Origin of the sequence: Mycobacterium sp. (genome assembly GCF_050700595.1) — a bacterium.
Taxonomy (GTDB): Bacteria; Actinomycetota; Actinomycetes; order Mycobacteriales; family Mycobacteriaceae; genus Mycobacterium.
Window position 1 is genome coordinate 1 of record NZ_JBOHHI010000055.1, and the last position, 21,230, is coordinate 21,230.

The 21,230-nt window shown below is 66.9% G+C and carries 15 protein-coding genes and 2 pseudogenes; 6 read left to right on the forward strand and 11 right to left on the reverse strand.

What is annotated here, in order from left to right; translation table 11 throughout:
- Positions 1-126: 126 nt before the first annotated feature.
- A pseudogene (locus ACRDTL_RS04980) lies at positions 127-246 on the reverse strand (wax ester/triacylglycerol synthase domain-containing protein); the annotation flags it as partial.
- Between the two features lie 54 nt (positions 247-300).
- Entirely contained in the window at positions 301-1,485 is a 1,185-nt protein-coding gene (locus tag ACRDTL_RS04985; RefSeq protein WP_431505635.1) for an alpha/beta hydrolase fold domain-containing protein, read from the reverse strand.
- Between the two features lie 148 nt (positions 1,486-1,633).
- On the opposite strand from ACRDTL_RS04985, the gene ACRDTL_RS04990 reads away from it, so the two are divergent.
- Positions 1,634-2,515: an alpha/beta hydrolase gene (locus ACRDTL_RS04990; protein WP_431505613.1), complete on the forward strand. Its 882-nt coding sequence runs from the start codon at positions 1,634-1,636 to the stop codon at positions 2,513-2,515.
- A gap of 64 nt (positions 2,516-2,579) precedes the next feature.
- Here ACRDTL_RS04990 and ACRDTL_RS04995 read toward each other — a convergent pair whose 3' ends face one another.
- The 3 genes from ACRDTL_RS04995 to ACRDTL_RS05005 are packed head-to-tail and all read right to left on the reverse strand — an operon-like array spanning position 2,580 to position 6,092.
- Entirely contained in the window at positions 2,580-3,884 is a 1,305-nt protein-coding gene (locus tag ACRDTL_RS04995) for an amidohydrolase family protein (protein WP_431505614.1), read from the reverse strand.
- Positions 3,878-5,065 (reverse strand): CoA transferase, encoded by a 1,188-nt coding sequence (locus ACRDTL_RS05000; protein ID WP_431505615.1) that lies wholly within the window; start codon positions 5,063-5,065, stop codon positions 3,878-3,880. Before ACRDTL_RS05000 ends, ACRDTL_RS04995 begins: the two co-directional genes overlap by 7 nt.
- Positions 5,066-5,105: 40 nt before the next feature.
- Positions 5,106-6,092 carry a MaoC family dehydratase gene (locus ACRDTL_RS05005; protein WP_431505616.1) on the reverse strand — a complete coding sequence of 329 codons (987 nt, stop codon included), beginning with the start codon at positions 6,090-6,092 and terminating at the stop codon, positions 5,106-5,108.
- A gap of 34 nt (positions 6,093-6,126) precedes the next feature.
- Here ACRDTL_RS05005 and ACRDTL_RS05010 point away from each other — a divergent pair, with 34 nt between their 5' ends.
- Positions 6,127-7,290 (forward strand): acyl-CoA dehydrogenase family protein, encoded by a 1,164-nt coding sequence (locus tag ACRDTL_RS05010; RefSeq protein WP_431505617.1) that lies wholly within the window; start codon positions 6,127-6,129, stop codon positions 7,288-7,290.
- Positions 7,291-7,388: 98 nt separating this feature from the next.
- On the opposite strand, the gene ACRDTL_RS05015 is transcribed toward ACRDTL_RS05010, so the two are convergent.
- The 5 genes from ACRDTL_RS05015 to ACRDTL_RS05035 all read right to left on the reverse strand — a co-directional run bounded on the left by ACRDTL_RS05015 (position 7,389) and on the right by ACRDTL_RS05035 (position 14,235).
- The gene (locus tag ACRDTL_RS05015; protein WP_431505636.1) at positions 7,389-8,264 is read right to left on the reverse strand and encodes an enoyl-CoA hydratase/isomerase family protein; all 876 of its coding nucleotides are present in this window, start codon (positions 8,262-8,264) and stop codon (positions 7,389-7,391) included.
- 11 nt (positions 8,265-8,275) lie between these two features.
- The gene (fadD4, locus tag ACRDTL_RS05020; protein WP_431505618.1) at positions 8,276-9,790 is read right to left on the reverse strand and encodes a fatty-acid--CoA ligase FadD4; all 1,515 of its coding nucleotides are present in this window, start codon (positions 9,788-9,790) and stop codon (positions 8,276-8,278) included.
- 29 nt (positions 9,791-9,819) lie between these two features.
- Positions 9,820-11,643: a phosphoenolpyruvate carboxykinase (GTP) gene (locus ACRDTL_RS05025; protein ID WP_431505619.1), complete on the reverse strand. Its 1,824-nt coding sequence runs from the start codon at positions 11,641-11,643 to the stop codon at positions 9,820-9,822.
- A gap of 155 nt (positions 11,644-11,798) precedes the next feature.
- The gene (locus ACRDTL_RS05030; protein ID WP_431505620.1) at positions 11,799-13,274 is read right to left on the reverse strand and encodes a hypothetical protein; all 1,476 of its coding nucleotides are present in this window, start codon (positions 13,272-13,274) and stop codon (positions 11,799-11,801) included.
- Entirely contained in the window at positions 13,267-14,235 is a 969-nt protein-coding gene (locus tag ACRDTL_RS05035) for a hypothetical protein (protein WP_431505621.1), read from the reverse strand. The genes ACRDTL_RS05030 and ACRDTL_RS05035 overlap by 8 nt, the downstream gene beginning before the upstream one ends.
- Positions 14,236-14,359: 124 nt before the next feature.
- Here ACRDTL_RS05035 and trmB point away from each other — a divergent pair, with 124 nt between their 5' ends.
- From trmB to ACRDTL_RS05050, 3 genes are read left to right on the forward strand one after another with little or no spacing between them, the layout of a single operon-like run.
- Positions 14,360-15,172 carry a tRNA (guanosine(46)-N7)-methyltransferase TrmB gene (gene trmB, locus ACRDTL_RS05040; RefSeq protein WP_431505622.1) on the forward strand — a complete coding sequence of 271 codons (813 nt, stop codon included), beginning with the start codon at positions 14,360-14,362 and terminating at the stop codon, positions 15,170-15,172.
- Between the two features lie 44 nt (positions 15,173-15,216).
- Complete coding sequence (locus ACRDTL_RS05045; RefSeq protein WP_431505637.1) at positions 15,217-15,885, forward strand: NYN domain-containing protein; 669 nt, start codon at positions 15,217-15,219, stop codon at positions 15,883-15,885.
- Between the two features lie 51 nt (positions 15,886-15,936).
- Positions 15,937-18,828 carry an MMPL family transporter gene (locus ACRDTL_RS05050; RefSeq protein ID WP_431505623.1) on the forward strand — a complete coding sequence of 964 codons (2,892 nt, stop codon included), beginning with the start codon at positions 15,937-15,939 and terminating at the stop codon, positions 18,826-18,828.
- A gap of 23 nt (positions 18,829-18,851) precedes the next feature.
- Here the strand turns inward: ACRDTL_RS05050 and ACRDTL_RS05055 are convergent, their stop codons facing one another.
- A complete protein-coding gene (locus ACRDTL_RS05055; RefSeq protein WP_431505624.1) occupies positions 18,852-20,009 on the reverse strand; it encodes an AI-2E family transporter in 1,158 nt (385 codons plus the stop codon).
- Positions 20,010-20,147: 138 nt separating this feature from the next.
- Between ACRDTL_RS05055 and ACRDTL_RS05060 the strand changes: the two are divergent.
- Positions 20,148-21,174, forward strand: a pseudogene (locus ACRDTL_RS05060) (lysylphosphatidylglycerol synthase transmembrane domain-containing protein); the annotation flags it as partial.
- Between the last annotated feature and the right edge of the window lie 56 nt (positions 21,175-21,230).

A 21,230-nucleotide genomic window follows, 5' to 3' on the forward strand; every position in this document is an offset into this window, starting at 1 on the left:
GGACACATCTACTAACAAATAATCCAAAAACATCTCAAGATGAAAAAATATCCTGATTAATAAAAACATCTATCACAACCGTACTATAATTTAGAGAAGTAAGAGGATGACCCGAAATAAAATCAAGATGTCGAAATCGCGCCGGTCGGCATCCAATTCGATGACCGCAATTTTCAGGGTGTGCATGTGCACGTTCGGCGTCTCGCTGTACAGCAGCACCGCGTCCCAGCCGCTGAGCCTCTTCACGCCCCACCTCCCTTTGCAGGGACCCTTGGCAGGGACCTTACATTCGGCTGGCGCTCAAATAACCTCTTTGGCTCCGATCAGCGTGCGGTTGCGGTGAACCTGGTTGAGGAACAGCCCGATTGCGGTGGCCATCACGCCGGTACGGGTGCCATCGGTCAGATCGAAGGCGTGGCCGGCGCCGGGTAGCTCCACATACCCGACCACCGAATGCGACACCGATCGCAGCCGTTCAACGAAGCTGCGCGCCTGCTCGACCGGGATCACCGCGTCATTGCTGCCGTGAATCACCAAAAACGGTGGGGCGTCTGGACGCACCCGGGCGATCGGCGAGGCGTTGCGGAACACCTCGGGGTGACGGTCGATTCTGCGGTTGACCACCACCCGCTCCAGGAAGTCGACGAAGCGGTCCCGCTCGGCGGTCGAGCGGTCCTCCCAGTCGTAGCGGCCGTAAATCCCGACAACGGCGTCCACTGCGGTGTCCGAGCCGGTCGGCAGCCCGACCTGCAACTCGGGGTCATTGCCGGTCAGGCCCGCCAGCGCGGACAAATGCCCACCAGCCGAACATCCTGCCACCGCAACGAAATTGCGGTCACCACCGAACTTGTCGACGTTGGCGCGTGCCCAGGCGATCGCGGTCTTGACGTCGGTGATGTGGCACGGCCAGCGGTGGTGCGGCGCGACGCGGTAGTCAATCGACAGGCACACCCAGCCGCGCTCGGCCAAATGCGACATCAGGGCATAGCCCTGCAGCGCGCGGCTGCCGTGCACCCAGGCGCCGCCTGGGACAAAGATCAGCACCGGCGCCGGGGCGGGCGGCAAGTCCTTGTGACGCCACACGTCCAGCAGCTGGACCGGGTGGTCGCCGTAGCGGACGCCGGTGCGGTACAAGTGGCGACGGTGGCACAGGGCCTTCCACACCGGCGGGGTTCGCTCGGGTGCCGGCCATTCGATATCGAGGTCTTTGGCGGCCACGATGCCCCGCAACGCCGCGTCGGATACGGCGTGCGTCTTGTCACGCTCGCGCCTGCGGATCGCACCGATCTCCGGTGTGAGCCAGGACTTGGCCGTGCCGGACAAAAAGTCCGGTAGGTGCCGAGCGCCCCACACGCCCATCGCGGTCGCCCCACCCAGCGGCTCGAGATGCTTGCCGACTACGGGCAGCGAAGCCGACGCGACGCTGAGCGCCAGCATGTAGTCGGCAGGACGGGCCCGCAGCAACCACTTTATCCGGCTGGCCATGGTCGGTCCCGGGTAGCGGGTGGCTGGGCGCACCATCCCGGGAGCGTACCCCGCGGCGTCCGCGGCAAACGACAAATATGACAAGCGCTCACGTGTCGAGCTCACCGGCCCGGCGCGCTGCGGCCAGCACGGTCGGCATACTGGATCGATGCCGAACACCGACTTTCACCCAGATCTGCGCAGAATCGCCCGCGTCGCACCACGAACACTGGTCGGCCCGCGGAGTTTGCGGCTGATGCGGGCACTGATGGGGTTGCGGCGCAGTGGCGTCGACGGCGTTGAAGTGCTCACCCTCGGCTCCGGTGCCGGCGTGCGGCTATTCCGGCCGGTTGAGGTCAACGAACCCGCGCCCGCGCTGCTGTGGATGCACGGCGGCGGGTACGTCCTGGGTCAGGCACAAATGGACGATGCCCAGTGCAGCCGGATGGCCGACACCCTCGGCATCACGGTCGCGTCGGTGGAATACCGCCTGGCGCCCGAACACCCCTACCCCGCGGCGCTCGAGGACTGCTACTCGGCATTGCTTTGGCTGACCCGCCTGCCCGCGGTGGATTCCGCGCGGGTGGCGATCGGCGGCGCCAGCGCCGGCGGCGGCCTGGCAGCCGCGCTGGCGCTGCTGGCCCGCGACCGCGGCGAAGTTACCCCGACCCTGCAGTTGTTGGCCTATCCGATGCTCGACGACCGTAGCGCGACGAGTCCGAAAAACCCGAACTACCGGCTCTGGAGCCCAAACAGCAACCGATTCGGCTGGGCGGCGTATCTGGGCGGCGCCGATCCGCAGGTAGCCGTCCCGGGACGCCGGGACGACCTCAGCGGGCTCGCGCCGGCGTGGATCGGCGTCGGCACTCACGACCTGTTTCACGACGAGGATCTCGCCTACGCCGAACGGCTCACCGGCGCCGGCGTACCGTGCCACGTCGAGGTGGTGCCGGGCGCTTTCCACGGGTTCGACCTGGTGGCGCCGAAAGCTCAAGTGTCGCAAGCCTTCTTCGCCAGCCAGTGCGCCAGCCTGCGCACGGCCCTGTCTTGACGCGAGCGTGCGTGTTTGTACGTCGACACGCGGCATCGGCTGTACATCCGTGCACGCTCGCGAGTCATGACCGTTGGTAGACGATCTGGCCGTCGATAACCGTGGCGGCGACCATGCCGGCATCCAGATTCTCCAGCGCGGCTTCCGGGGGCACGGCCAACAGGCATAGATCACCTGGTTGCCCCGGTTCGACCGTGCGGACCCGGCTGGGCTGTTCGAGCCGGCCCAGGAACATCATCAATGCCTTCCGTGCCGGGACACATTCGTCGGCTCCCAGCACGGCCCCGCTCGCAGTGCTGCGGTGCACCGCCGCGTGCATGGCTGCCCACGGGTCCCCGCGGCCGAATGGCATATCCGTGGACAATGCGACCGGGACACCGGCCGCCAGGAGCGAGCCGACCCGCCACAGCTGATCATGTTCGGCGGCAGGGATTTCGGCAAGGTACTGCTCGCCGCGCTCGGCGACGAAGTTGGGCTGGGTCACCACCGTTACCCCGAGGTCGACGAGATCGGCTATGCAGTCCGACGGCACCATGGCGGCATGTTCGATGCGGTCCCGCGGGTGCGTACCGGCCTGGCGCAGCGCCGCGATTGTCACGACAAGCTGCGCGGCGGTCACACAGTGGATGGCCACCGGTCCACCGAAGCCGTGTCGTTCGGCGGTCCAGCCGGCGAGCTCGTCGAGGTCCAGGTTGTCGTCGTGCAGGATCCGCTTGCCGGGTGATAGTACATGTACGTGTTGGCGCAGCTCGCCATGCCGGTGTAACTCGGTCATCCTCACGATGTCACTGACATCCAGATCGGGTGTGGCATCGGTGATTCCGGTGACACCCAGACGAACCAGCAGACCGCTCAGGTCGGCCAGGCTGACCTGGCCGCGGTCCAATGCGTCAGACCAGCCCGGGTCGGTGCTGCGGATCCGCCCGTCCGGATGGTCGGCCAACCCCACCCGGCGCAGGCCCGCCGAGTTGAGACTCCACAACGCGCCGCTGCGGTGCTGTATCCGCGCCGGCACGTTGGGGATCAGCGCATCCAGCACGGTCCTATCCAGCGGTCCGGCGACCGATTCGTGGTAGCCGACCGCACGGATCCAGCCGTCCTCGCCGATCGCGGCGGTGGTCAAGACGCGGGCGAACGTCTCCCGGTCGCGCGCCTGCGGCGGCCCCACCTGTACCGAGGTCTGGGCGGCCGCCGCGGAATGCAGATGGACGTGATGGTCGTGCAGCCCGGGCAGCACCGTACCGCCAGCCGCGTCGAAAACGTCCTCGTCTGCCCGAGGCGTTATGGTGTCGCCCACCTCGTCGATCTGTGCGCCGACCCGAATATCGAGCACCGCGCCATCGAGCCTGGTTGCGTGTCGGATCAGCATGGCGCACAAAGCCTTTCGATGACGATTCGGCGCACTGCAGCGTTGTCCGCGCCCAGCGGCGACGCCGCCGGCACAGCTGCCGGCGGTCGTGGCGGGGCAGCGGGCGCAGCACATCCCGACGACGCCTGTGGCAGTGCGGCATAGCAGGCGGCCACCTGCGCCATCGACACCTCGATCAGTTCGCCGCCCCCGCGGCGCAGCGACAGCGCCACCGCCCGCGCCGCTTCCAGCCCACTCAGTGGGTCTGCGATGGCGTCGCCGCAGAATACCGGCCCGTCGGGATCTGCGCCGACGAGCCCACCGGCGACCGCGGCGTCGTCGCCGAATGCCGCCCGGACCGGCTGACCGGTATAGCCGCTGATGCGTAGCCACACCCGTCCCGCCCGGGCGGGTACGTCGGCTGCGCTCAACCCGCGGCGGGTAAGCGCGGCCGGCCGGGAGGATTCGATGACGATGTCAGCAGCTGCAAGCAACTCGCGGAGTACGTCGATGTCGGTGTCGAAATCGACGGCGTAGGAAAGCTTCCCGAAGTTCATCCAGTCGAAGAATGCGGGCTCGCCGCGGCGGGTACCGTCGGACCGGGCGAAGCTTTCCACCTTGACCACGATCGCGCCGGCCCGGGCTAGCAGCTGTGCGCACAGCGGCCCCGCCCACAGGAACGACAGGTCGGCCACCAGCAGCCCGTCGAGCCGCCGCGGCTCTGCGGTGTCGCCGACCGACCGCACGGCCGGCGTCGATGCGGTCGCCTCGCCGAGTGCGGCCGCGGCGATGTCCAGCAGCCCGGTCCGGGCGACGACGGCTGCACTGGAACGTTCTGCCGCCCAGGAAGATAACGCCGGCCAGCGTTCGGCGGGCCCGGTGTCGGTCTCCAGCAGCGCGGGCAGCGCCTCGAGATCCTCGTCGCGCGGCAGCGCGATCGCGCACCAACCGTCGGCGGTGGGAAGCAACCGGGTGGCTCCGCCCGCGGAGATCCGGCCCTGGCGGCACAGGCCGCGCAGCGCCGCGCGGCCGGCCAACATCGTGGCGGCGTCAACCTGGACGCCGCTAAGCCGGGCGATATCGGCCGTCACCCGCCGGGCCTCGGTCAGCACCGGCGCGCGGGAACAATCCGGCGGCCCGTCGGGCGGGCCGGTCAGATAGGCGAGCCCGCTGCCAGCCCAGTCCGCTGTTGTCGAGTCCACGCTCCCATTGTGCGCACCACCCAGCTTTAGAACTGCAGCTTTAGAACTGCAACGCGGTGAACCGCCAATCCAGCACCTGCCGGTCGGGCTCGATCTCCGAATCGGTGACCGCGTAGACCAGTGACCGTAATCCCAGCACGCCGCCGTGTTCGGTCGGCTCGGCGGATTCGACCCGCAGTTCGCTGTAGAGCGTGTCGCCCTCGTAGACCGGGCCGGTGTGGTCACAGGACTGCCAGGCCAGCACCGTCGCCAAGTTCGGCAGCAACCGGGTCGCCTGCGCCAACGCCAGCCCGATGGTGTGCCCACCGTACACCAGTCGGCGTCCGCTTACACGTGAATCATGGTGTGTGGCTGCGATATTCAAGGTAAGGCGAGCCAGCTCGGGCGCGCTGCTGACCACGTCGCCGGTGCTGTGCAGCACCGTGCCGGCGATGGCGGCGTCGAAATGCGGTCCGGGCACTCGCTTGCGGAACGCGTCGGCGTCCCAGTCCGACGTCGGGTCCTGGGCTGGCGCCACCGCATCGGCGCCGACGGTGGACAGGTCGTCATGGTGGCCGGTGTCGTCGGCATCGGGCCTGGCCGGCAACATCGCGCAGCGGTAGAAGTCGAGAACCAGCTGGTCGGCCTGGTCGATGGTGGTCATCCGCAGCGCCGCCAGACCGGTAGGCGCCCGTCCCGGCTGAGGCGAATTCTGCCGCAACCCAACCACTTCCGTGCGGGTGTAGAGCGTGTCACCGATAACCGGGAAGCAATGAAATGTCAGCCCGCGGTAGAAGAGGTTGGCTTTGACCCGCTGGGTGGCCAGTGTCGTCTGGCCGATCGCGACATCGCATACCAGTGCCGGATGTGCCAGTGCGGCGGGCGCCCCGACCACCACGGCGCACAGGTCGGCGTCCAGCGCGAGCCGCAGCCGATCGCCGACGATCGACTGGTGCACCGCCGCCATCCCGGCGGTCAGCATCACCGACGGTGCCCAGTCGAACACCTGCCCGACCGACAGGTCGTCGAAGTAGGGTCCACCTGTCATAGCGTAGGAATCCTGACACACGGGGAGGCACCCGATGACCACGGCACTGACCGACGAGGAGACGATGCTGGTCGAGACGGTGCGGGCGTTCATCGACAAGGAGGTCAGGCCGACGGTCCGCGAGGTCGAGCATGCCAACGAGTATCCCGAGGCGTGGATCGAGCAGATGAAGCGCATCGGCATCTACGGCCTGGCCATCGGTGAGGAGTACGGCGGGTCGCCGGTATCGATGCCGTGCTACGTGCTCGTCACCCAGGAGCTGGCCCGCGGCTGGATGAGCCTGGCCGGCGCGATGGGCGGACACACCGTGGTGGCCAAGCTGCTCACCGTGTATGGCACCGAGGAGCAGAAGCGCCGGTATCTGCCGCCGATGGCCACCGGCGAGCTGCGGGCCACGATGGCGCTGACCGAACCCGGCGGCGGCAGCGATCTGCAGAACATGTCGACGACCGCGCTGCCCGACGGCCCCGATTCCCACGAGCTGGTGATCAACGGGTCCAAGACGTGGATCAGCAATGCCCGGCGTTCCGGGCTGATCGCGCTACTGTGCAAGACCGACCCGAACGCCACCCCGCGCCACACCGGCATCTCGGTGGTGCTGGTGCAGCCGGGGCCGGGCCTGACGATTTCGCGAGATCTACCCAAACTGGGCTACAAGGGCGTCGAAAGCTGCGAGCTGTCCTTCGACGGCTACCGCGTCCCGGCGTCGGCGGTACTGGGCGGGGTGCCCGGCAAGGGCTTTGCACAGATGATGAAAGGCCTTGAGACCGGCCGTATTCAGGTGGCTTCCCGCGCACTGGGCGTGGCGACGGCGGCGTTGGAGGATGCGCTGGCCTATGCCCAGCAGCGGGAAAGCTTCGGCAAGCCGATCTGGAAGCATCAGGCCGTCGGCAACTATCTGGCCGACATGGCGACCAAGCTCACCGCCGCACGCCAGCTCACCCGCTATGCGGCCGAGCGCTATGACAGCGGCGAGCGCGCCGACATGGAGGCCGGCATGGCCAAGTTGTTCGCCTCCGAGATCGCCATGGAGATCGCGTTGAACGCGGTGCGCATTCACGGCGGCTACGGATACTCCACCGAATACGACGTCGAGCGCTACTTCCGCGACGCGCCGCTGATGATCGTCGGCGAAGGCACCAACGAAATCCAGCGCAATGTCATCGCCGCTCAGTTGGTCGCCCGCGGCGGGATCTGACCGCAGTGTCGGTGCGCCGCCAGACAGAAACCATGGTCGTGTTCCGGACCGGAATCACAGCCGTGGCTGCTGTCTCGAGGCATGGGTGTGCGCGCAGATTAGCTAACCTTGTCCACCAGCCCCCAGCGCACCGCCGTCACCGGATCGATCACCCTGCCTGAGATCACCAAATACGCAGTGCGCCAACGGCCTATGCGTCGGGTCACGCTGACGGTACCACCGGCCCCTGGAATCAGTCCCAGGCTTAGTTCGGGAAGCCCGAACACCGAATCGGGCCGCGCCTCAACCCGTCCACAAAACGCCGCCATCTCCAGTCCACTGCCCAGCACCTGACCGTGCACCTCGGCGCGGCAGGCCGGACCGAGCCGGGCGGTCAGTTCATCGAGCGCCAGCGCCGGGCTATGGCGGGTGCGGGCCAGGTGCGCACTGGCCGGATCGCTGAACGTCCCGAACTCGGCGAGGTCGCCGCCGCTGCAAAACGACGACCCGTTGCCGGCCAGCACCACCTCGTCGACCGACGGATCCAGCTGCGCCACGGTCAACGCCTCCAACAACGCTGCACGGGTATCGGTCGAAAACGCATTGTGGCGCTGCGGCCGGTTGAATGTGATGCGCAATGTGTTGCCCGCACGCTCGGACAGCACCGGATCGGCGAGCTCGGGCATGCTGGCCGGGCCGCGTTCGGCAAGCCAGCGACCGAACTCCGGGCCGGACTGCAAGGTGGAGTAGGCCAGCGACTCGGTCATCACACCGGCCAGCGTCGGGCCGCCCGGATCGACGGATCGCAGCACGTCGTCGCAGATGGCGGCAGCCAGCGGCCAACGTTCCAGTCGGGCCGCGAGTTCGGTGAGTGCAGCGTCAATCGCCGGGACGCTGACTACCCGGCGGTCGTCGCATGAGTCTTCGGTCAGCGTGAAAGTTGCTCGGTCACTGATATTTTCGACGTCGCAACCGACAATGATTCCCGCTGGCAGCTCGACGACTTTCACGAATACTTCTTGACCAACTCGCCCTTGAACATTTTGCCGGTCTCGGTGCGCGGCAGCTGTGCCTCGAACGAGATCGACCGCGGACATTTATAGTGTGCCAAGCGATCCCGCAGCCACGCCAGCAATTCATCGGCGAACTGATCGGTGGCGTCGGCCGGATCCACGCTCTGCACCACGGCCTTGACGCTTTGGCCCATTTCGTCGTCGGGAATCCCGAACACCGCCGCGTCGAGAACTTTCGGATGGGTGACCAGAAGGTTCTCGGCTTCTTGCGGATAGATGTTCACGCCGCCGGAGATGATCATGTGATGCCTGCGGTCGGTCAGGTAAAGGTAACCCTCATCATCGATGTAGCCGACGTCGCCGACGGTCACCCAGCCGTGCTTGTCGCGGGACGCGGCGGTTTTCGCATCGCCGTTGAGGTATTCGAAAACGTAGCCCCCCTCGAAGTAGATTTCGCCGGCTTGGCCCGGCGGCAACTCGTTGTCGTCCTCGTCGAGGATGTGTATTTCGCACATCATCGGTTTGCCGACCGAGCCCGGATGGGCCAGCCACTCCTCGGCGGTGATCAACGTCGACCCGATCGCTTCTGAGGACGCGTAGTACTCGTCGACGATCGGCCCCCACCAGTCGATCATCTGCTTTTTGATCTCAACCGGGCACGGTGCCGCCGCGTGCATCACCCGCTGCAGGCTGGACAGGTCATACGAATTACGCACCTGCTCAGGAAGTTTCAGCATCCGGGTGAACATCGCCGGGACGAACTGGCCGTGCGTGACGCGGTGGCGCTGGATGGCATCGAGGCAGGCTTGCGGGTCGAACTTCTCCATGACCACCGTGGTGATGCCGCCGGCCTGCGCGCTCATCGACCACACCGACGGCGCGGTGTGGTACAGCGGCGCAGGGCTCAGATAGATCGAATCGGGCGTCATCCAGAAACCGACCAGCGCCGACATCATGCCGGGCGCCTCGGCCGGTGAGACGTGCGGCAGCTCGCGCTTGATGCCTTTGGGCCGGCCAGTGGTGCCCGACGAGTACTGCAACAGGTCACCCTCGAGTTCGTCATTGATCGGGGTATCCGGTCGGCCGGCAACACATTCCGGGTAACGCAGCCAGCCGTCCAAGTCGTCGTCGGCGATCATCAGCAGATCTGGCAGGCCGCCGGGAAGGTGCTCGCCCAGGTTCTCGCAGGTCTTGCGCAGCGCAGTCGAACCGATAATCGCCTTGGCGGCGCTGTTGTCGACGATGTAGGCGGCTTCGGCCGCGGTCAGGTGGGTGTTGATCGGCACGTAGTACAGACCGCTACGCCGCGCCGCCCACATGACCGCATGGATGTGCTCGTTGTTCTCCATGAGGATCGCGACCGCGTCGCCCTCGACCAGGCCGGACATCCGGAAGTAGTGCGCCAGTCGGTTGGCCCGCGCCTCCAGTTCATCGAAGGTGATGACCGTGCCGGACGGATGCAGGATGACCGCGGGCTTGTCGGCGCCGAGATACTCGCGAATCTGCATGCGCAGACTGTACGGCGTGGTTGCTCGCGCTACTCGGCCAGCCGCTGCTTGAGTGCGTCGAACTCGTCCTTGATGCCGGTTGGCAGCTTCTCGCCGATGAACTCGAACCACTCCTCGATCTGCGGCAACTCCTCGCGCCATTCGGCCGGGCTGACCGCCAGCGCCTGCGCTACCTTGGCGGGGTCGACGTCGAGGCCGTCCAAGTCCAGGTCCTCAACCGACGGCACAATCCCGATCGGAGTGGACCTTCCACCGCCTGTCTGCTCGATGCGGTCGACGATCCACTTGAGCACCCGGCTGTTCTCCCCGAAACCCGGCCACAGGAATTTGCCGTCAGTGCCGCGACGGAACCAGTTGACGAAGAACACCTTCGGCATCTTGGACTCGTCGGAGTTCTTGCCGACGTCGATCCAGTGCTGGATGTAGTCGCCGACGTTGTAGCCGATGAACGGCAGCATGGCCATCGGGTCGCGCCGCACGGTGCCGACCTTGCCTTCGGCCGCGGCAGTCTGCTCGCTGCCCAGCGTGGCGCCGATGAACACGCCGTGTTGCCAGTCACGGGCCTGGGTCACCAACGGAACGGTGGTCTTGCGGCGGCCGCCGAATAGGATCGCCGAGATCGGCACGCCCTGTGGGTCGTCCCATTCGGGAGCCAGGATCGGACACTGCGACATCGGCGTGGTGTAGCGCGAGTTCGGATGTGCGGCTTTGGTTTCCGTCTCCCGTATAACCCAGTCTTGGCCCTTCCAATCGATCAGGTGATCGGGCTCGCCTTCCAGGCCTTCCCACCACACATCACCTTCGTCGGTGAGCGCAACATTGGTGAAAATGCTGTTGCCGGCAGCGATGGTGCGCATGGCGTTGGGGTTGGACTTCCAGTTGGTGCCCGGCGCCACCCCGAAGAAGCCGTACTCGGGATTGACCGCGTGGAGCCGGCCGTCCTTGCCGAACCGCATCCAGGCGATGTCGTCGCCGAGGGTTTCGGCGCGCCAGCCGTCGATGGTGGGCTGCAGCATCGCCAGGTTGGTCTTACCGCACGCCGACGGGAACGCCGCCGCGATGTAATACGCCTTGTTCTCCGGGGAGATCAGTTTGAGGATCAGCATGTGCTCGGCCAGCCAGCCCTCGTCGTGGGCCATCGCCGAGGCGATCCGCAGTGCGTAGCACTTCTTGCCCAGCAGGGCGTTGCCGCCATAGCCCGACCCGTAGCTCCAGATCTCGCGGGTTTCCGGGAAGTGGGTGATGTACTTGGTGTCATTGCACGGCCACGGCACGTCTTTTTGGCCAGGCTTCAGCGGGGCGCCGACCGAGTGCAGCGCCTTGACGAAGAAGCCGTCGGTGCCGAGCTTTTCCAGCGCGGCCGTGCCCATCCGGGTCATGATCTTCATCGAAACGACGACGTATTCGGAGTCGGTGATCTCCACCCCCAGCTTGGGGTCGTCGGCGCCGAGCGGCCCCATGCAGAACGGGACCACCCACATCGTGCGACCGCGCATACAACCGCGGTACAGGTCGGTCAGGATCGACCGCATCTCGGTCGGGGCCATCCAGTTGTTGGTGGGACCGGCGTCGAGCTCACGCTCGGTACAGATGAACGTCCGGGACTCGACACGCGCTACATCGGAGGGGTCGGACAGCGCCAGGTAGGAGTTGGGATGCTTCTCCTCGTTGAGCCGCTTGAACGTGCCGGCCTCGACCAGCTGCTCGGAAAGGCGCTTCCACTCCTTGTCGGAGCCGTCAGCGAAGACCACCCGGTCCGGCTCGGTGAGCTCGGCGACCTCGGCCACCCAGGACAACAGGCCCTGGTGGTTGGTCGGCGCGGTATCCAGACCGGGAATGGACACTGACGTCATCGAAATCTCCTGAACTCTGCTGCGTGCGTGCTACGGGTCATCCAACCGTCTGCAAACGGTTTTGCGGTAGTCCTTAACACAGGTTATCGCGGGTCGTATACCCGAAATGGCGCGGGCGTATATCAGCTCGCTCACAGGAACGATTCTTCAACGGCTCAATCTGCCACATCGGGTATCACGGTGACCTCGACCGGCTCGCCCAGCTCGGCGCGCACCGCGTCGAGTGCGGCCTGCAGTGTTGGCATCTCCCGCTCTCGCAGGGCGGCCGCCCGCGCCGCGGCGACGCCGTGTTCGCGCAACTCGGTGTCGATGACACCGACTCGGGCGGCCACCCGTGCGCTTTCGGCCTCGTCCTGTTCGCCGAGCGCGGCGCTCAACGCCGACTCGGCGGCCAGCATCCGGGTGGCGACCAGCTGCTCGACCGCCGACCGCAACGATCCGGTCGCCTCGCCCACCCAGCGGTCCAGCAGCGCCCGGTCGGCCAGCAGACCGCGGGTGCCGACCACCCACACGGCGGCCGCCAGCCCGATCGCGACGCACGCCACGGTCCCGGCGGCGGTCAGCCCGGGCGCCAGGCTCGCCAGCAGTCGGCCAAGTGTCAACGCCACGCCCAGGCCGAACCCGGCGCCCAGCAGCATCACCAGCCGGGTTTCCAGCCGCCGCGATTTCAGCGGCGGGGTGCCGACCTCCGGAGAAGGCAGGGCGGCGGGGCCCGGCGAGGCGGCGGTCAGGCTCAAGACCTGCGCGACGTCGGCCAGCTGAGCGGTGGTGCCCTCGTCCACCTCGGCGATCACCTGCCCGAGCCGGCTGCGGGCGTCGGCCTCAAACTCCGGCAGTGTGCGCCGGGTCAGGGCGGCCACGTCCTCCTGCAGCTCGGAGCGCACCGAGGCGCAACGGTTGCGGACAAAGTAAGACAACTGCACCCGCGCCTGCTGGATCTGGCTGCGCAACGTGATGGTGCGCTCGGATTTGGCCAACCGCCGCTGGCGCAGCACGGTGTTGCGCTCCTCGCGCAACGCCTCGACCCGTGCCTGCCGACCCGCACCCTGCGCATCCCGGTCGTAGCGACCTGCCACCGTTTTCAGCCGGTATTCCCATGCCCGCAAACGGTTACGTCGTGCGATACCCGGATCGGCGAGTTGTTCTTCGAGGGTGGCGACCAGTTCGTCAACACGCGGTTCTCCCCGCTCGGGGACCGTGGCCGCCCCCACCCAGGGCACCGTGCGGTAACGCGACGCGTGTGCGGCCACCTCGTCGCGGTCGGCGACGAGCACGTCGCGCCAGTTGCGGTGCAGGTCGGTCTTGGACACCACACCGACCACCACATCGGTATCGGGGGTCGCCGCGTCGAGCAGTGCGCAGTCGGATCCGGTGATAACCGCGGCCGCGGAGACCACGAACACCACCGCCATCGGCGCTTCGCCGACCGCCAGGTCCGCCGATTCCACGAACGTGCGGTCGGGCAACCGCTCGCGCAGCGCGGCGACCACGCCGCTGACCCCGGCGAGCCACGGACCGGTCACCAGCACCACGTCCGCGCATTGCCCGACTGGGGGACTCAGCCGCGGCCCGACGGCGGCGACCAGGGCGTCCACCTCCGCGACCGGATCGTCGCGCGCCGGGTCAAGCATTCTGCACCCGGCTGATTGGCGGTGACCCGCTGCTGGCTCGCGACCAGAGCCGCAGTGAACCTCTGGCGATGTCGGCGCCACAGACCCGGTGCGTGGCGGACACCGGTCCACGGCTGTAGCGCTGCCAGCGCGCCGCTTGCTGCAGCAGTGCCGCGCGGTGGCTGCAGCGTTCGACGGGCAGGCCCGCTGCCTCGACAACGTCCAGCGCAGCGGCCATCCGCGCTATCACCGTGTCGTCGCGCGACAGGAAGTCGGCGGCCCGCGGGTCGGTGACGGCCAACGCTTCGAGCTCGGCCACGGCGCCGAGCATGCGCCGGTAGTGCACCTCGGTGCAGGCGGCCGTGACTTCGTCGACGACGGCGTCGATACGGCTGAGCCGCCGCAGCAACGCTTGCACCTGCGTTTTGGACTCGCCGCGGCGCATCGCGCCGATCGCCTGCGTGATGCCGAACAGATCGAAGGTGTCCAGTAGCCGGCGACGGACCTCGACCGGCAGGGGATGGTCACCGGTCAGGAAGCTGTCCGGCGAGCTCAAGTCGGTGGGCCGGGTGGACAGCATCTTCAGCTCGGCCCAGCGGGTGTCATCGAGCACGGCGACGGCGAGCAACCCCACCATCGGTTCGGCAGGCACCCCGGCCGGCTTGTCGGTCAGGTCCGCTTTGTTCAGCACTGTCAGCACCCGGTACCGGCTTGCCGCGATCGCGTCGCGATCCTCGGGCTTGGCCACCTCGGCGATCACGTAGACCTCCAGGTCGGCGGCGTCCGGTGGCCGTGCCAGATCGACACCTGCGCAGGCCAGCGCCTGCGCGACGGTGCGGCGGCCGACGCCGCGGCGGCCGGATACCGCGACCCGCAGCGGTTTGGTCAGCCGCTCGGCGATCACCGCCCACCGCGTATCGGCGATCTCGACGGTGAATCGCCGCAGCTCGTCGACGAAGGTTTGATGCCGTTGCCCGCTCATTCTCCCGCCTGCTGAGTGCAATTGCCCGGCTCCGGTCTGTCGCCCGCTCCCGGGCGGGACCCATCGAATGGTGACATCTGCGCAGCCCGGACGCGAGCCACCGACTGGCAGCCGTAGGCAACTGTTGGGTATCAATCTGGGCCGAGGACGGCTACATCTTGGGTTCATGGGTAACCATGGACAAATGCATGCACAGCCCGGGGCCCAGGCGTGCCCCGATATGGACGTGCCTGCCCGACGCAGTGCCGGAGGCTATCCCCGCACCACCAGCTTCCGCACCCCCCGCTCCGCCCTGTCAGCTGCCCAGCAGCGGACCTGGGAGCGGCTGTGGCCGAAACTCGGCATGGTGGCGCGCAACGCCGATGGTCCGGCCGCACCGCTCGACCCCCGCATGTGGTTCGGCAGAGAGGCGCCGCTGATTCTGGAGATCGGTTGTGGCACAGGCACTTCGACGGTTGCAATGGCGCAATCCGAGCCCGGCGTCGATGTGATCGCGGTGGAGGTGTACCGACGTGGGCTGGCGCAGCTGCTGAGCGCCATCGAGCGGGACGACGTCGACAATATCCGGCTGATCCGGGGAGACGCCGTCGACGTCCTGGAACACCTGATCACGCCGGGTTCGCTAACCGGGTTGCGGGTGTTCTTCCCGGACCCATGGCCCAAGGCCCGCCACCACAAGCGGCGACTGCTGCAGCCGGGCACCGTCGCCTTGATCGCCGACCGGCTCCGCCCCGGCGGTGTCCTGCACGCCGCGACCGACCATCCCGGCTACGCGGAGCAGATCGCCGAGGTCGGCGACGCCGAGCCCGCGCTGTGTCGCGTGCAGCCGGCCACCCGGTCACTACCGATCTCGGTCGTGCGTCCGACGACCAAATACGAGACGAAGGCGCGGCATGTCGGCAGCACCGTCACCGAGTTGCTGTGGGAAAGACGCTGACGATGAGTGTGACCGAAGAAACGACTACCGGGACACCCGAACCGATGGCGCCTCCCGGCGACTCGGAAGACGGCGGGGTCGCCAGCCGCGGCGTGCGGCGAGCACTGCTGGTATGGGATGCACCCAACCTGGACATGGGCCTGGGCTCGATCCTGGGCCGTCGGCCCATGGCGCTGGAGCGACCACGCTTCGACGCGCTGGGTCGCTGGCTGCTGGCCCGCACCGCCGAGGTGGCGGCCAGTGGTCCCGACGTCTCGACCGAGCCCGAGGCCACCGTGTTCACCAACATCGCGCCGGGCAGCGCCGAAGTGGTTCGACCATGGGTGGATGCCTTGCGTAACGTGGGGTTCGCTGTCTTCGCCAAGCCGAAAATCGACGAGGACAGCGACGTCGACGGCGACATGCTCGCGCACATTGCGCTCCGGTATCAAGAAGGGCTGGCCGCGCTGGTGGTGGCCTCCGCCGACGGCCAGGCGTTCCGGGCGCCGCTGGAAGAGATTGCCCGTGCCGGGGTCGGAGTCCAGGTGCTCGGATTTCGCGAACACGCGAGTTGGGCGTTAACGTCGGATACCTTGGAGTTCGTCGACCTGGAAGACATCGACGGTGTTTTCCGGGAGCCGCTGCCGCGAATCGGCCTCGATTCGCTGCCCGACCAGGGGGCGTGGCTGCAGCCATTCCGGCCGCTGTCGTCGCTGCTGGCCTCGCGTGGGTAGACAACTGGAAAACCAATGCGCGGGTCGCCACAGATCCAGATAGGAGCTTAGGTGTTCGCCTGGTGGGGTCGAACTGTCTACCGCTACCGGTTCATCGTAATCGGGGTCATGGTGGCGGTGTGCCTTGGCGGCGGCATCTTCGGGATGAGCCTCGGCAAGCATGTCACCCAGAGCGGTTTCTACGACGACGGCAGCCAATCGGTGAAAGCCTCCGTGGACGGCGACAAGGTGTACGGCCGAGACCGCACCGGCCATATTGTGGCTGTTTTCGCCGCACCCAAGGGCAAGACGGTCGACGACAAGACGTGGTTCAACGACACCAAGCAAGCACTCGACACCTTCAAGCGCGACCACCCGGACCAGGTGTTGAGTTGGGTCGGTTACTTCACCAACCCCGACAAGTTGCGCACCATGGCCGACGCCGACAAACAGCACGCCTTCGCGTCCATTCAGCTCAAGGGCGACGACGACGACACCATCCTGAAGAACTACCAGGCCGTCGAGCCGAGCCTGCAAAAGCTCGACGGCGGCACCGTCAAACTGGCCGGTTTGCAGCCGGTCGCCGACGCGCTGACCGGCACCATCGCCACCGACCAGAAGCGGATGGAGGTCCTGGCGCTGCCGCTGGTGGCGGTGGTGCTGTTCTTCGTGTTCGGCGGGGTGGTCGCCGCCGGCCTGCCGGTGATGGTCGGCGGTTTGAGCATCGCCGGCGCGCTAGGCATCCTGCGGTTGGTCACCCTCTTCGGGCCGGTGAACTTCTTCGCCCAGCCGGTCATCACCATGATCGGTTTCGCTCTCGCCATCGACTACGGGCTGTTCGTGGTGAGCCGCTTCCGGGAGGAGATCGCCGAAGGCTACGACACCGAGGCCGCGGTGCGCCGCAGTGTGATGACGGCCGGTCGCACCGTGGTGTTCTCCGCGGTGCTGATCATCGTCTCGGGCGCCAGCCTGCTGGTGCTGCCGCAGGGCTTCGTGAAGGGGCTGACCTACGCCATCTTCGCGGCGGTGGGGCTGGCAGCGCTGTTGTCGATCACGCTGCTGCCGGCCTGCCTGGGGGTGCTGGGCCGCCACGTCGACGCGCTCGGGGTGCGAACCCTGTTGCGGGTGCCGTTCTTCCGTAACTGGAAGCCGATGAACTGGTGGCTGAACTTCCTGACCGAGAAGACCCAGAAGACCAAGACCCGCGAGGAAGTCGAGGGCGAGTTCTGGGGCAAGCTGGTCAACGTCGTGATGAAGCGGCCGCTGCTGTTCGCCATCCCGATCGTGCTTGTCATGATCGCGCTGATCATCCCGTTGGGCAAGCTGTCCTTCGGCGGCATGAGCGAGAAGTACCTGCCGCCGGACAATTCGGCCCGTCAGGCACAAGAACAGTTCGACGGGATCTTCCCCGGATTCCGCACCGAGAAGCTGACGCTGGTGATCGAATCCGACCACCACAAGGACGTCACCAACCAGCAGGTCGCCGACATCCGCAACAAGGCGAGGGCGATCAGCGGGTTCGTCGAAACGGACAACAACCCGGCCGACATGTGGAAGGAACGCCCCGAGCTGCCGGGTGCGTCGAAGGACAAGTCGGTCCGGGTGATCGAGAACGGCCTGGTCAACCGCAACGACGCCGCGCAGAAGATCAAGGACCTGCGGGCGATCCCCGCCCCCAAGGGGCTCAGCCTGCTGGTCGGCGGCACCCCCGCGCTCGAACAGGACAGCATCCACGCCTTGTCCACCCAGGGTCCGCTGATGCTTGTGATCATGCTGACCACCACCACACTGTTGATGTTCCTGGCGTTCGGGTCGGTGGTGCTGCCGCTCAAGGCCGCGGTGATGAGCGCGTTGACGCTCGGGTCGACGATGGGCATCCTGACCTGGATCTTCGTCGACGGGCACGGCGCGGGTCTGCTGAACTTCACCCCGACGCCGTTGATGGTGATCATCATCGCGCTGGTGGTCGCGGTGGGCTGGGGTCTGGCCACCGACTACGAAGTGTTCCTGGTCTCCCGGATGGTCGAGGCGCGCGAATCCGGTATGTCCACTTCGGAGGCGATCCGGATCGGCACGGCCACCACCGGACGGCTGATCACCGCGGCCGCGCTGATCATGGCCGTGGTCGCGGGTTCGTTCGTGTTCTCCGACCTGGTGATGATGAAGTACCTCGCTTTCGGCCTGATGGCGGCTCTGCTGCTGGACGCCACCGTGGTCCGGATGTTCTTGGTGCCGTCGGTGATGAAGTTGCTCGGCGACGATTGCTGGTGGGCGCCGCGGTGGATGAAACGGTTGCAGACCCGCATCGGGCTGGGCGAGATCCGGCTGCCCGACGAGCGCAAGCGGCCCGCCGCCCACCGCCGCCCCGAGCGTTCTCCTGTCGCCGCGCGCGACCCGGTCACCACGAAACCGCGGCCGCCGCACGACCCCACCCACCCGAGCGTGAAAGGCTCTGCGCGTCCGCGCCCACCCGTTCGGACCGACTACCGGCCGCCGGTTCAGGACACGCCGTCGACCGCCGGCACTACTCGGATGCGGATCCCGGGGTCGGTGGAACCCGAGGATGCGACGACGACCCGCTTCGCCGCGCCGGCTCCCGGCCGAGGCAGTGAGCGCCGGTCCAAGCGGTCGGACAAGCCGGCACAAGACCGCGAAATCGAGTCCTGGCTATCCGAGCTGCGTGAACCCAAACATGCTGAGCACCGCGATGATTCGCGCGGTTCGGACGACTCTGCGCAGTCGTCGCGAGCAGAGCCCGCTGCCGATCGATCGACGCCGGCATCCGGCGATGGCAACGAGGCCACCACCGCTATCCCGGTCCCGCCAGAGAACAACGACCCCGAGCGGGCCACCGACAACCTGAACTCTCGCGGTAACAACAGCGCGAACGCCAAACCGGGCCGCCCACGCCGTGGCGGGGGACTCAGCGCACAGGATCTGCTGCGTCGTGAGGGCCGGTTCTAACTGGAACTAACCGCGCAATCCACCTACTCGATGCTTTTCGTGGCGTCGGATTCGGCCTCGATGTCGTCGGGTTCGGCGTCCATGATCGTGGTCCCTTCGGCTGCCTGCGTGGCGGCCTCCGCGGACGGGTCCCGCGCCAGCAGCACCTGAAACGCGTTATTGAGGAAGGCCACCGTCGGGACGGCCAACAGCGCACCGACGATACCGGCGAGCACACCACCGGCCGAGATCGCCAACACCACCCCCAGCGGGTGGATCGACACCGCCCGACCCATCACCAGCGGCTGCAGGATATGCGCCTCGAGCTGGTTGACCCCGATCAGTACACCGAGGGTCATCAACGCGTAGACGAATCCCTTCGCCAGCAGGGCGACCACGACGGCCAGAAAGCCGCTGATCACCGCACCGACCAGCGGGATGAAGGCGCCGAGGAACACCAGTGAGGCCAGCGGCAGCGCCAGCGGCACACTCATGATCGCCAGACCGGTGCCCACTCCCGCCGCGTCGACCAACGCCACCAGGGAGGTGGCCCGCACGTAGCCGATCAGCGACCCGTAGCCGGCCCGGCCCGCGGCGCGCACCCGTTCGCGCGCGCCGGCGGGGAAGATCTTGGTGACGTACTGCCAGATGTTGCGGCCACCATAGAGAAAGAAGATCAGCGTAAACAGCATCAGCAGCGCCGCGGTGACAATTTCGGTGATGGTCGCTGCGGTGGATAAGGCACCGCTGGTCAACTTCGCCTGGTTGTTGCGCAACGCCTCGATCGCGGCGTTGCCCGCGTTGTCGATCTGTTGACGGCTCAGGTGCGCCGGACCTTCGATGAGCCACCTGCGGGTGGAGTCGATGCTCTGGGTGACCCGGTCAACCAAATCCGGCAACCCGATGACGAACTGGCTGATGACGAAAGACAGGATGCCGCCCAAAATCGCGAATGCGGTTAGCAACACAAGGGCCACCGCGCCGCCGCGCGGTGCACCCCGTCGGTCCAGCCAGTCCACCGGCGGCACCAGCAGCGCGCTCAGCATCAACGCGAGCAGAACCGGGACGACGATGATTTCCAGCCGCTTGATCACCCACAGGAATGCAACGAGCGCGGCCAAAATGACCAACAATCGCCATGCCCACGCTGCGGTCTTGCGGACAATCGGTTCGACCGAGTCGTCGTCGCGCGTCGACGGCATGCGGCTAAGCGTAACTGCCGGCCGTTGCGCCTTCGCCACAAAGATCGTGGCGGGTCGCCACAACGATTCCGTGACGCGGCGGCGCGGCGTGCACGAAGCGACGATCAGGGTTAGGGCTGCGCGGTTACCCTAAAGCACGTGTCTTATGACGCGCCGGCCCGAATGGCGAACCGTCAGGAAGAGCCTGCGCGGGGCAGGTACTGGTGGATCCGCTGGGCGATCATGGGCATCGTGGCGGCCGTGCTCGCGGTCGAGGTCGCGCTGGTGTGGGACCAATTGGCCAAGGCCGCCACGAGCCTGTATTCAGCGAAGTGGTGGTGGCTGCTGGCCGCACTGGCGGCTGCTGGCGCCTCGATGCACAGCTTCGCCCAGATTCAGCGCACCCTGCTGAGATCTGCCGGGGTACATGTCAAACAGTTGCGGTCGGAAGCCGCGTTCTACGCCGCTAACTCGCTGAGCACCACGTTGCCGGGTGGGCCGGTGATTTCAGCCACGTTTTTGCTACGGCAACAACGACTTTGGGGCGCTTCGACGCTAGTGGCGTCGTGGCAGCTGGTGATGTCGGGCGTGCTGCAGGCGGTCGGGTTGGCGCTGCTCGGTCTGGGCGGCGCATTTTTCCTGGGCGCCAAGAACAACCCATTCTCGCTGCTGTTCACCCTCGGCGGGTTCGTGGCGCTGCTGCTGCTTGCGCAGGCGGTGGCGTCACGGCCGGAGTTGATCGACGGGATCGGCGCTCGGGTGCTGTCTTGGGTCAACTCGGTGCGGGGCAAGGCGGCCGACACCGGCTTGGGGAAGTGGCGCGAAACCCTTACCCAGTTGGAGTCGGTCAGCCTCGGCCGCCGCGACCTGAGCGTCGCGTTCGGTTGGTCGTTGTTCAACTGGGTGGCGGATGTGGCCTGCCTGGGCTTCGCCGTCTACGCCGCCGGAGGCAACGCGTCGGTAGCCGGATTGACGGTCGCGTACGCTGCCGCCCGCGCCGTCGGGACGATACCGCTGATGCCGGGCGGCTTGTTGGTGGTCGAGGCGGTGTTGGTGCCCGGTCTGGTCTCCAGCGGTATGTCGCTGCCCGACGCCATCTCGGCGATGCTGATCTACCGGCTGATCAGCTGGATATTGATAGCCGCGATCGGCTGGGTGGTGTTCTTCTTCATGTTCCGCACCAACAACGAGGTCGAGGTCGAGAACAACAACGGCAACAACGCAGGGACACCCGCCGAACCA

What these genes read in the sequence shown, in the direction of transcription:
- ACRDTL_RS05030 (WP_431505620.1), bottom strand. Translation starts at nt 13,274, where the DNA reads ATGCTTGACCCGGCGCGCGACGATCCGGTCGCGGAGGTGGACGCCCTG.
- ACRDTL_RS04995 (WP_431505614.1), bottom strand. Translation starts at nt 3,884, where the DNA reads ATGCTGATCCGACACGCAACCAGGCTCGATGGCGCGGTGCTCGATATT.
- ACRDTL_RS05025 (WP_431505619.1), bottom strand. Translation starts at nt 11,643, where the DNA reads ATGACGTCAGTGTCCATTCCCGGTCTGGATACCGCGCCGACCAACCAC.
- ACRDTL_RS05010 (WP_431505617.1), top strand. Translation starts at nt 6,127, where the DNA reads ATGACCACGGCACTGACCGACGAGGAGACGATGCTGGTCGAGACGGTG.
- ACRDTL_RS05005 (WP_431505616.1), bottom strand. Translation starts at nt 6,092, where the DNA reads ATGACAGGTGGACCCTACTTCGACGACCTGTCGGTCGGGCAGGTGTTC.
- ACRDTL_RS05035 (WP_431505621.1), bottom strand. Translation starts at nt 14,235, where the DNA reads ATGAGCGGGCAACGGCATCAAACCTTCGTCGACGAGCTGCGGCGATTC.
- ACRDTL_RS05045 (WP_431505637.1), top strand. Translation starts at nt 15,217, where the DNA reads ATGGCGCCTCCCGGCGACTCGGAAGACGGCGGGGTCGCCAGCCGCGGC.
- ACRDTL_RS04990 (WP_431505613.1), top strand. Translation starts at nt 1,634, where the DNA reads ATGCCGAACACCGACTTTCACCCAGATCTGCGCAGAATCGCCCGCGTC.
- ACRDTL_RS05055 (WP_431505624.1), bottom strand. Translation starts at nt 20,009, where the DNA reads ATGCCGTCGACGCGCGACGACGACTCGGTCGAACCGATTGTCCGCAAG.
- fadD4 (WP_431505618.1), bottom strand. Translation starts at nt 9,790, where the DNA reads ATGCAGATTCGCGAGTATCTCGGCGCCGACAAGCCCGCGGTCATCCTG.
- ACRDTL_RS04985 (WP_431505635.1), bottom strand. Translation starts at nt 1,485, where the DNA reads ATGGCCAGCCGGATAAAGTGGTTGCTGCGGGCCCGTCCTGCCGACTAC.